This window comes from Flavobacterium salmonis (genome assembly GCF_903819435.1).
GTDB lineage: Bacteria > Bacteroidota > Bacteroidia > Flavobacteriales > Flavobacteriaceae > Flavobacterium > Flavobacterium chungangense.
On the sequence record NZ_CAIJDP010000046.1, the window covers coordinates 97,331 to 107,780 of the forward strand.

11 protein-coding genes are annotated in these 10,450 nt (G+C 33.5%); 3 read left to right on the forward strand and 8 right to left on the reverse strand.

Annotated elements, in window-relative coordinates; genetic code table 11:
* Positions 1-42 precede the first annotated feature (42 nt).
* The 6 genes from FLACHUCJ7_RS01075 to FLACHUCJ7_RS01100 form a co-directional block, all read right to left on the reverse strand.
* Positions 43-1,278, reverse strand: a complete 1,236-nt coding sequence (locus FLACHUCJ7_RS01075; protein WP_078225655.1) for a metallophosphoesterase — start codon at positions 1,276-1,278, stop codon at positions 43-45.
* Positions 1,279-1,453: 175 nt separating this feature from the next.
* On the reverse strand, positions 1,454-1,654 hold the full coding sequence (locus FLACHUCJ7_RS01080; RefSeq protein WP_078225656.1) for a hypothetical protein: 201 nt from the start codon (positions 1,652-1,654) through the stop codon (positions 1,454-1,456).
* A 100-nt stretch (positions 1,655-1,754) separates the two neighbouring features.
* The gene (locus FLACHUCJ7_RS01085) at positions 1,755-3,098 is read right to left on the reverse strand and encodes a sensor histidine kinase (protein WP_230408775.1); all 1,344 of its coding nucleotides are present in this window, start codon (positions 3,096-3,098) and stop codon (positions 1,755-1,757) included.
* A gap of 10 nt (positions 3,099-3,108) precedes the next feature.
* Positions 3,109-3,783, reverse strand: a complete 675-nt coding sequence (locus FLACHUCJ7_RS01090; protein WP_180907585.1) for a response regulator transcription factor — start codon at positions 3,781-3,783, stop codon at positions 3,109-3,111.
* Positions 3,784-3,970: 187 nt separating this feature from the next.
* On the reverse strand, positions 3,971-4,204 hold the full coding sequence (locus tag FLACHUCJ7_RS01095) for a hypothetical protein (RefSeq protein WP_180907595.1): 234 nt from the start codon (positions 4,202-4,204) through the stop codon (positions 3,971-3,973).
* A gap of 49 nt (positions 4,205-4,253) precedes the next feature.
* Positions 4,254-4,451 carry a hypothetical protein gene (locus FLACHUCJ7_RS01100; protein ID WP_180907586.1) on the reverse strand — a complete coding sequence of 66 codons (198 nt, stop codon included), beginning with the start codon at positions 4,449-4,451 and terminating at the stop codon, positions 4,254-4,256.
* Between the two features lie 267 nt (positions 4,452-4,718).
* Here FLACHUCJ7_RS01100 and polA point away from each other — a divergent pair, with 267 nt between their 5' ends.
* Both polA and tnpA read left to right on the forward strand, forming a co-directional pair.
* The gene (gene polA, locus FLACHUCJ7_RS01105) at positions 4,719-7,562 is read left to right on the forward strand and encodes a DNA polymerase I (protein ID WP_180907587.1); all 2,844 of its coding nucleotides are present in this window, start codon (positions 4,719-4,721) and stop codon (positions 7,560-7,562) included.
* Between the two features lie 245 nt (positions 7,563-7,807).
* Entirely contained in the window at positions 7,808-8,254 is a 447-nt protein-coding gene (gene tnpA / locus FLACHUCJ7_RS01110) for an IS200/IS605 family transposase (protein WP_180907588.1), read from the forward strand.
* A 785-nt stretch (positions 8,255-9,039) separates the two neighbouring features.
* Here tnpA and FLACHUCJ7_RS01115 read toward each other — a convergent pair.
* Both FLACHUCJ7_RS01115 and FLACHUCJ7_RS01120 read right to left on the reverse strand, forming a co-directional pair.
* Positions 9,040-9,636: an ImmA/IrrE family metallo-endopeptidase gene (locus tag FLACHUCJ7_RS01115; protein ID WP_180907589.1), complete on the reverse strand. Its 597-nt coding sequence runs from the start codon at positions 9,634-9,636 to the stop codon at positions 9,040-9,042.
* Between the two features lie 10 nt (positions 9,637-9,646).
* Positions 9,647-9,982 carry a helix-turn-helix domain-containing protein gene (locus FLACHUCJ7_RS01120; protein ID WP_171568493.1) on the reverse strand — a complete coding sequence of 112 codons (336 nt, stop codon included), beginning with the start codon at positions 9,980-9,982 and terminating at the stop codon, positions 9,647-9,649.
* 136 nt (positions 9,983-10,118) lie between these two features.
* Here FLACHUCJ7_RS01120 and FLACHUCJ7_RS01125 point away from each other — a divergent pair, with 136 nt between their 5' ends.
* The gene (locus tag FLACHUCJ7_RS01125; protein WP_180907590.1) at positions 10,119-10,343 is read left to right on the forward strand and encodes a DUF2188 domain-containing protein; all 225 of its coding nucleotides are present in this window, start codon (positions 10,119-10,121) and stop codon (positions 10,341-10,343) included.
* The last annotated feature ends 107 nt before the right edge of the window (positions 10,344-10,450 follow it).

Here is a 10,450-nt window from a genome sequence, read left to right on the forward strand (position 1 = left end):
AAAAAGAGATTAACATTATACAAATGTAGCATTTTTACCGAATTAAGCCACATTGTTACCCTTTTTTAGTTCAATAACCGTGATTTCCGGCATAATACCAACACGCCCCGGATAGGCATGAAAACCAAATCCTCTGTTTACATAAATGTACCTTCCTAAATTTTCGTAAAGCCCTGCCCATTGCTTGTAAATGTATTGTGCCAGACTCCATTTAAAATATCCTGGAATTTCAATACCAAATTGCATTCCATGAGTATGTCCTGATAATGTTAAATGGAAGTTTTTAGGGTGGTTTTTAATTTCGGCCTCCCAATGGCTTGGATCGTGACTCATTAAGATTTTAAAATCATTCTGAGCAACTTCTGCAGACGCTTTATTTAAGTCTCCGGCTTTCTTAAAATTCACCCCCCAGTTTTCTACTCCTATCAACGCCATTTTATCATTCCCTTTTTGAATATAAGTATGCTCGTTCAGCATTAATTTAAAACCAATTTGTCCGTACAGGTTTTTTATTTCCTGAAAATTTTCATCCTTTTGTTTCTCTGAAGGCCAGGTAACATATTCTCCATAATCATGATTTCCTAAGATCGAAAACTTGCCGTATTTGTACTCTTTTATCCGGTTAAAAGCATTGATCCAGGGATGCATTTCTTTAGCATGTGTATTAACAATGTCCCCGGTAAATAAAATCATGTCAGATTCCTGCTCGTTAATTAAATCGATAGCATAATTTATTTTTTCTGAATCGTCAAAACTCCCACTGTGAGCATCTGAGATCTGAGTAATTTTAAATCCATCAAAAGCATCCGGCAAATCAGGAAAAAAAATAGTTTGTTTAAAAACTTTAAAATTATATTTTCCTTCAAAAATTCCGTAAATCAACGACAAAAAAGGAACTGCAGCCAATCCTAAAGCAATTTGACTAACAAACCTTCGTCTGTCCGGCATCATTTCTTTTCGTGGTGCATTATACATGAAATAGTTTAAGATACTGGCGCCTATTCTAAAAATGTCTTCTCCAAACAAAATAAGCGTAATTACAATTTTAGGAACATAAACCAATAACATTAAACCCATTGTAAACATGGTATATTTGGTTTGCCCAACTGAACGGTCAAATTGCGTAAAAGAATAGATAATAAAAACTAAAAGTAATACACTGATTAGCTGATAAGCCATTAAAACCCATCGTAATTTGATTAAAGTGCGCAAGGCCTGGTAAGAATAGAACTCAATAAATAAAAAAAGAGCACACAGAATTATAAAACGAAGAATCATTATTTACAGTTTTAAACAAAGTAACAAAGAATGAAAATTTTACCGCTTTCTATTATCAAAATTTTAACTCAATAAACAGCAAAAAGCTGATGAATTACTCCATCAGCTTCCGCTACAATTTTTTTTTTTAACCTTTTATAATCCACAACAAAGTCTGACTTGCAAACTTTACTGTTTACTTTTGAACTTTTGCAGCTTCTGGCTTAACAGCATTAGTTTCTGTTTTTTTGTCAGCTTTTGCTTTTTTATGTTCTTTCTTATTAGGCTTAGTAGCCTTAACTTCTTTTGATGCTGTTGTTTGAGCAGGAGTTGTTTGGGCATTTACCATTGCAGCTGTTCCTATAACAAACACTGCAAACATTACTAACTTTTTCATAATTGTCTATTTGTTTAATTTGTATTGTTTCATTTATTTGATTCAAAGATAGAATCGCTAAATGAAGACAAAATGAAGATTGAGGTTTTCAGGAAAAAAATTAACTTTTAATTTTATCTTCAGTTTCGGAAAACAATAAAGTGAATGTTGTTCTCTTATTTAAAATAGAGAAAATCTTAATTTCAATATGATGAAAAACAGCGATACTTTTAGCAATAGCCAATCCAAGTCCCTGTCCTTCCTGATCAGAACTCACTCTTGCAAATCGGTTAAAAATATTCTCGATTTGAGATTCACTTAACCCAATACCGGAATCTTCTATCGCAATAAAATATTGATTGTTTAAAAAACCATCAGAAACCATAATGCTTCCATTAGTTTTATTATACTTTATGGCGTTTGTAACCAAATTATAAAACAGGATATGAATTAAGGTTTTATTTCCTGTAAAAGAAAAATCATCTTTCATTTTATTGACAAACGCAATTCTTTTATCATCAATTCGATCCTGAAGATCTTCTTTCAGATCATTAATTATTTCCTTAAAATTAATGTGTTCATTTGATTCGTATTGGTTATTTTCAATTCTTGAAATCAGTAATAAATTATTGATAATTTTTTTTAACATGTCTAACGTTTTCAAAGAACCTGCAATTTTATCAATGGCATTGTCATCTAAAGATTCATTTTGCAGCAAATTTTCCAGTTTATTTTTTAATAAAGCAATTGGCGTTAAAAGCTCGTGGGAAACATTCGAAATAAATTGTTTTTCTTTTTTAAAAACTTCAGCGATACGATCCATCATTTGATTCAAAACAAAATCAAGTTCTTTAAAATCTCTGGATTTTGCATTAATAGGCGTGTGATCAAAAGCTTCCGGTTCGTTGACACGCCTTATTTTAGTATCAATAATTTTATAAAAAGGCTTCAGTAAATATTCGATATAAACGGTATCCGCCAAAAAAGTAATCAAAAGAATAACAACCAAAACGATAATAATAAAAAGCCTAACACTAAACGTAAGGTCGTTTACTTCGCTGAGACTACTTCCAATTTCAAGCTGATAATCCTGATTTCCATAAGTAAAATGATATTGCAGAATTCTATATTCATTTTCTTCTCCTTCTATAATTCGGTTATCATTACTAAAAGTTGTTTTTTTCTGACTGGGTTTTGAAGACAATCTGGAAAGAACCAAAAACTCGCTGTGTAAAGTAGTAAACTGCGAATATGTTTCGGTCGAATCATCTGAATTTTCTATAAGATCATTAATTTCCTTTTGATTGAGGAGGTCAATAAATTTTTTCTTTTTTTCGATCAATCCATTATTTATGTGCCGATACACAACATTTTCAACCAAAATGGGCAGCATTAACCACAAAACCAAAATAACCAACAGTCTTGTCAGTGCATTAAAAATGGCTAATTGATGTTTTATTTTCACAAAAAATTATTTATTCATTAATTCTATACCCAACATTGCGAACTGTTTCGAACCAATCTATCGAATTGTGCTTGTTCAATTTCTTTCTGAGATTTCGTACATGAACGTCAATAAAATTCGAATCTGAATTTACCTCCAAAATGTCTCCCCAAATATGTTCCGTTAATTGTAGTCTTGTAATTACCCGATTTTTATTTAAAACCAAATATTGAAAAATATCAAACTCTTTTTTGGTAAGGTTTATTGGTGTTTCGTTGTAGCTTACTTTGTAATCCTGAAGCTGAAGTATAAATCCGTGGATGCTTAAATTATTTAAAGTAAAACCATGAATTCTTCGAATAACAGCAAATAACCTGGCTGCCAATTCTGTCAACGCAAAAGGTTTTGTCAAATAATCATCAGCACCAAGGTGAAGACCATTGATTCTGTCATCTAATTCTCCACGTGCAGTAATTACAATCACGGCTATTTTTGATTTTGTTTTTCGAATGGCTTTCAAAACCTCAAAACCATCACCGTCAGGCAATCCTAAATCCAGGAGCATTGCATCATAATCATTACTGCCAAATTCCTCCAATGCATCTTCGCAATTATTTGCAATTTTACAGATATATCCTGTAGTACAAAGAAAGTCGTAAACTTCTCCGGCAAGCTCTTTATTATCCTCAACAATCAAAACATTCATAAAAACAACAATTTAAGCACAACTAAAATTAATCAATTATAAAAAGTCCTGTCGCGCATTATTAAAAAATTAACGAATGAAAAAAAGCTGACAAATTTCTTCATCAGCTTCTTCAATCGCATTCTTATAATCATTATTCCTGTTTTGCCTCCGTTACAATAGTTCGAAAACAAAACAAAAGCAATTCTTATTTTTTCACGCTGGCTGCTTCTTCTTTTGAAGCTTCAGCTTTTGCTTTTTTATTCGCTTTATGATTATGGTGTTTTGTTACTTTCACCTCTTTGGCCGGAGTTGCCTGCGTTGGAGTTGTTTGCGCACTAACCATTACACTTGTTCCCAGAACAGCTGCTAAAACAATCAATAAATTTTTACTCAGACTAAGTGTGTTGCTTTTTTTGTTTTCGTGAATCTGTGATTTCATGATTTCTTAAGTTTTAAATTAATTACCTTTTATTCTAAATTACTTTTTGTTATTTTTTTACTTTTGCTGTTTCTGCTTTCGGAGCTTCACTTTTTTCTGATTTTGCTTTTTTCTCAGATTTGTGTTTCGGATGTTTTGTTGCTTTTACTTCTTTTGCAGAAACTACTTTACCTTCTTTTGCTGGAAATGCGCTAACCATTGCACTTGTTCCTAAAACTGCTACTAATAACATCAATAAATTTCTCATGATTTCTAAGTATTTAAATTAATAATATTTATTTTTTACACTCCAAAATTACCTCTGTAAAATGAAGACAAAATGAAGAAAGTACTGATCAATAAAATTTTAACTTGATATTAACTTAAGCTTTTTCATTGTACAACATCTGGAAGTTCATGAACCTCCTGTTTAATTAAAAAAACATCTGATTAAACTGTCACAAATATTTAAATTCATAAAACAGAATCATTTTTAAAACCCAATTGTTTATTTTTACAGACTAATATTTTTTTTATGTCAACTCAAAAACGCCTTTTTCTTTTAGATGCCTACGCTTTAATTTTTCGTGGTTATTATGCTTTTATAAAAAATCCGAGAATCAATTCAAAAGGGATGGACACATCTGCTATTATGGGTTTTATGAATTCCCTTTTGGATGTTATTAAAAGAGAAAAACCAGATCATTTGGCTGTTGCTTTTGATAAAGAAGGGAGCCAGGTAAGAACCGAAATGTACTCAGATTATAAAGCAAACCGCGATGCTACTCCTGAGGCAATCAAAATTGCGATTCCCTATATTCAGGATTTACTAAAAGCCATGCATATTCCAATTATTGAAATTGCAGGCTGTGAAGCAGATGATTTAATTGGAACAATTGCCAAACAAGCCGAAAAACAAAACTATAAAGTTTTTATGGTAACGCCCGATAAGGATTTTGCCCAATTGGTTTCTGAAAACATATTCATGTATAAACCAGCCCGAATGGGTAACGGGATTGAGATTTGGGGGATACCAGAGGTTTTGGCAAAATTTGAAATTGAAAGACCAGAGCAGGTAATTGACTTTCTTGGTATGATGGGAGACGCCGTAGACAATATTCCGGGATTACCGGGCGTAGGTGAAGTTACAGCCAAAAAATTTCTTAAAGAATTTGGCACAATGGAAAATCTTCTTGAAAATACTCATTTGCTAAAAGGCAAAATGAAAGAAAATATCGAGGCTAATAAAGACAAGGGGATTTTATCTAAAAAACTGGCAACTATTATCTGCGACTGTGATGTGATTTTTAATGAAGATGACTACGAACTTTCGCGTCCCGACATTGAGAAAACCGATGCTATTTTTCAGGAACTGGAATTTAGAAGAATGGCAGAACAATTTGACAATTTATTTAAAGTAGGAGGAGGGAATGAATTAGCCGAAAATAATGCTCCGGATGCTAAATTATATAAAAAGCCTCAGCCTAAAAATGAGGATCAATTTGATCTTTTTGGAGGAGGAACAACTGAAGAAAATCCTGAAGCAGCAAGAGCTTCATTTTACAATACTTTAGAAAATACACCTCACTCGTATCAGGCAATTGAAGGAGATTTAGGAATTAAGTTGCTTTTACAAAATCTGCAAAAACAAATTTCGGTTTGTTTTGATACGGAAACTACAGGTTTGGATGCTTTGCATGCTGAGTTGGTTGGAATTTCCTTCTCCTATGAAAAAGGAAAGGGATATTATGTCCCGTTTCCGGAAAGTCAGGAAGAAGCTCAGGTTTTGATAGACAAATTCAGACCCTTTTTTGAGAATGAAAACATCGAGAAAATAGGTCAGAATTTAAAATATGATTTAAAAATTCTTTCTAATTATGACATTACAGTAAAAGGAAAACTTTTTGACACCATGATAGCGCATTACCTGATCAATCCTGATATGCGTCATAATATGGATATTTTAGCCGAAACGTATTTAAAATATTCGCCAAAATCAATCGAAACCTTAATTGGGAAAAAAGGTAAAAATCAGATTTCGATGCGCGATGTTGCACTTGAAGAAATTAAGGAATACGCAGCTGAAGATGCTGATATTACATTACAATTAAAAGAGATTTTTACAGAAGAATTAGATAAAACAGAAACTAAAAAGCTTTTTGAAGACATCGAGATTCCGTTAGTAAGTGTTTTGGCTGCTATGGAAACAGAAGGAATTCGTTTAGATGTTGAGTTTTTAAGTGCCATGTCAAAAGAAATGGATGTTGAAATTAAAACTTTAGAACAAAATATTTACGAAATAGCTGGCGAGAAATTTAATTTGGCTTCACCGAAACAATTAGGTGATATCTTATTTGATAAACTTAAAATTGGTGGTGCTAAACAAAAGAAAACCAAAACCGGTCAATATGCTACCGGTGAAGAAGTTTTGACGTACTTAGCAAATGACAACCCAATCGTAAAAGAAATTTTAGACTGGCGACAGATGGTGAAATTACAAAGCACTTATATTTTGGCTTTGCCAGAACAAGTTGATAAAAAAACTTTACGTGTTCATACTGATTATATGCAGACAGTTGCTGCAACAGGTCGTTTGAGTTCTAATAATCCAAACTTGCAAAATATTCCGATTCGTACCGAGAGAGGCCGTCAGATCCGTAAAGCTTTTGTGGCACGCGATGAAAACCACACTTTAATTTCTGCCGATTACTCCCAGATAGAATTAAGAATCATTGCCGCCTTAAGTGGTGAAGAAAACATGATTAAAGCATTTCAGGACGGAGAAGATATTCACAAGGCAACAGCGGCAAAAGTTTTTAATGTGCCGTTGGATGAAGTTTCCCGTGAACAGAGAAGCAATGCCAAAACTGTAAACTTTGGAATTATATATGGCGTTTCAGCTTTTGGATTAAGCAATCAGACTTCATTATCAAGAAGCGAAAGTGCTGCTTTGATTGAAGCTTATTACAATACTTATCCAAGATTAAAATCATACATCTCAGACCAGGTAGAATTTGCCCGCGAAAACGGATATGTTCAAACTATTTTGGGACGCCGCCGTTATTTAAAAGATATTAATTCAGCTAACGCCGTAGTAAGAAGCGCTGCAGAAAGAAATGCTGTTAACGCTCCAATTCAGGGAAGTGCTGCGGATGTGATTAAAATTGCGATGATCAACATTCATAAAAAACTTCAGGAAGAAAATTGGAAATCAAAAATGTTGCTTCAGGTACATGATGAGCTTGTATTTGATGTTCATAATGACGAATTAGAAAAAATTCAACCCATGATTAAGCACGAAATGGAAAATGCTTTTAAAATGGCCGTTCCTTTAGAAGTTGAACTTGGTTTGGGTAAAGACTGGCTGGAAGCTCACTAGAAAATAACAGTGATAAATTTGTTTTTCAGATGGAGGGTATTTGTTTAAGAAAATCTAATAAGCAAATTTTTCGAGAAGGTAATTACCATATAAAGTTTTCTAAAAAAAAAATATTTTAAAGATAACAAGCAATGTCCTGAGATTTCAGGACGTTGCTTGTTTTATAAAAGCTAATCCCAAATTTTTAATCTCTAAGGGTTTAATTCCCCGAAGCTCTGCTTCGTTTTTTTTCTTATTATTTTTATGTGAGTGAGTATATCCATAAGAGCCATAATGTTTCTGTTTTGTTGTATCATTTTGTTTGTCCAGCAAAATATAGGCTTGTTGTTTTTAGTTCAGCTGTAGAGAAGACGTTGAAAGATATTTGTTTGGAAATCGCTAAGCGTTATGACATATCGTTTATAGAGATTGGCACTGACCAAGATCATGTTGATTTTCTGATTCAAAGTGTTCCGACAGAGAGTCCGACAAAAATTATCATGACAGTAAAGAGTATTACTGCAAAAGAAATCTTTAAGTTTCATCCAGAAGTAAAGCAGAAATTATGGGGAGGTGAATTTTGGTCTAAAGGTTATTATGTAAATACAGTTGGTCGTCATGTAGATGAAAATACGATTCAAATTTATGTGAAATCACAAGGTAAAGAGAAAGAATACAAGAAATTACATTCTCAACAGCTCTCGTTGTTCTAATACCTCGGTGGCTCTGCCCCGAGGTAGTTTATTTGAGAAGATAACTTTTAATTACCAGTCAATCTTAAACTATTTTGAAATACTTCGGCAGAATCTTTCAATGCAAAAATAAAAGCATTTAGAGCGCAGTTCAGAGGAGTAAGGAATGTAGAGTTTTTCCTTTTTAGACTAACTAAAATTTATGCATAAATTTTTATAAATCCACAGGTTTTTGTATTGATCCCAAAGGTCGAATGAAAATATAAAGTATAAAAAAAACTCCTTAATTTCTTAAGGAATTTCTTGGTGGGCTGTCAGGGATCACAGTCGAACACCTTGTGCCAATTCTAACGCTATTCAACTCATTTTAAAATTTATAATAAATTGATTTACAGTATTTTGATAAATCTATATAGCACTATTCAGTTTGTGTAAGCAAAAAATTATAGATAATCATTTTACTTAGGGGTCTGCTTATTTTATTATTAAATAAACCAAAAGTGGTCTATATTTAATCTGTCAGGGGAGTATCGAACACCTGTGGAAAAGAACTGTATGTGTAGTCTACAAAAAACCCAGTATACTGAGGTTTAATAATCTATAGAGTGATTGGAAACTGCAATCGAGCACCTGATTCCGTGTTAACTTTTTTTGAAAGCTCAAAAGGTGTAGAACTTAATCAACCTGACGATCAATTCAACGTCCCGGCCGTTAGTCTGTGGCGATAGGAAAGTATATTCCATCAAGTCGGCACTAGCCGTTTCAGGTAAGATGGTGTCTTCTAAATTAATTACTATTATGCAGCATTAATTTACCTGATTTTTTCGAAAAGAAAACTGCTTGTTAATCCCTGTGGAACCGATTCTGAAGTTTACCATTTCCATACTCGCATTAAAATGGGCGGCAATTGCAGCATTGGTCATATTGTTTTTCTTAGCCCATAAAAGACATGGTCGTGACAGTTGTAAGGTGGCGCCGAGATATATAGCTTCATCTTCCTGGGATTTATCAAAATCACGCATCCCTAAAGGTAAATTAATTCCTTGCGGTGGTAATTTAACTTCATGTTCGCAAATAATATGGGCAATCTCGTGCATAATGTCACTTTGTTGTCTTGCAGGAACATGGTAATTATTATGAATGATAATACGATTACCTGCTTTGGTAATCATCGTTAAGGCACTCCATCCGTATCCCTCGCAATCGATACCTTCTAACTTTTTGAGTTCAGCAGCATCGGTGATAAAGTCAGTGGCCCTATAAATGGGAATCTTTAAGTAATTTGCAAGCTTAAAAGCACAAAGCGGTGCACATGCATGTATACCAAGTTTCTCGCGATATTCAGTCGAGATGCGTTCGGCCTTTGCCTTAAATCCACGTATGAGCGTTGTTTGCGTTGCCAATTGTCTGCACTTATTTGGTGTCGTATGCCATATCAATCATCTTAATAAGCATGTTGACTGTGTCCTGACTCAATTCTTTTTCTGCCCGAAGGTGAGCAACCACATGCTCTTTATTTGAAGTAGGTTTATTTGAAGTATCCCCCAAAATAAAAGTATCGGTAGTTACTTTCAACCAGTTACAAATACTGATAAATGTATCGACATCTGGTATTTTCCCTTGTTCTATTCTTGATAGTGTTGCTGCACTGACATTGCCAATTTCTTCAGCGACAGCTCTCAAACCCTTACTTGCTCTTTTACTTTTTAACATCCCTGCTAAAAGGTCTGTATTAAGTGTTGACTGCATGTTGATAAGTTTTATTAATTAAACATTGTTTCATTGGTGCAACATATAAAAATTCTTAATATCTTTGCTGCAACAAGATTGACATTTGTCTTATATATGAAACAAAGGTAATACTAATTTTTAAATTTTAATCATCATGACTAAAAAAAATCAGCATGTTGTGCCAAAAGGTGACAACTGGGCAATCAGAGGCGCGGGTAACAGTAAAGTTACCAAGGTAGTGTCAACGCAAAAAGAAGCGGTTCAAATCGCCCGGAAAATTGCAATTAACCAAGGCTCGGAAATGCTCGTTCACGGCAGGAATGGCCAGATCAGGGAGCGCAATACTTATGGTAAAGACAGTTTTCCGCCAAAAGGATAATCAATGAGTGGAGTTGCTACCTTTGAGTGGAGACATATTTAAAAAAATAGATTTAAATTTGTTTTATCATGAAAAGAGTATTTGACGAATCATTCAAGAAGATGGCA

Bases quoted from the DNA above. Each gene is read 5' to 3' on its own strand.
- FLACHUCJ7_RS01075 (WP_078225655.1), bottom strand. From the start codon at position 1,278: ATGATTCTTCGTTTTATAATTCTGTGTGCTCTTTTTTTATTTATTGAG.
- FLACHUCJ7_RS01080 (WP_078225656.1), bottom strand. From the start codon at position 1,654: ATGAAAAAGTTAGTAATGTTTGCAGTGTTTGTTATAGGAACAGCTGCA.
- FLACHUCJ7_RS01090 (WP_180907585.1), bottom strand. From the start codon at position 3,783: ATGAATGTTTTGATTGTTGAGGATAATAAAGAGCTTGCCGGAGAAGTT.
- FLACHUCJ7_RS01095 (WP_180907595.1), bottom strand. From the start codon at position 4,204: ATGAAATCACAGATTCACGAAAACAAAAAAAGCAACACACTTAGTCTG.
- FLACHUCJ7_RS01100 (WP_180907586.1), bottom strand. From the start codon at position 4,451: ATGAGAAATTTATTGATGTTATTAGTAGCAGTTTTAGGAACAAGTGCA.
- polA (WP_180907587.1), top strand. From the start codon at position 4,719: ATGTCAACTCAAAAACGCCTTTTTCTTTTAGATGCCTACGCTTTAATT.
- FLACHUCJ7_RS01120 (WP_171568493.1), bottom strand. From the start codon at position 9,982: ATGCAGTCAACACTTAATACAGACCTTTTAGCAGGGATGTTAAAAAGT.
- FLACHUCJ7_RS01125 (WP_180907590.1), top strand. From the start codon at position 10,119: ATGACTAAAAAAAATCAGCATGTTGTGCCAAAAGGTGACAACTGGGCA.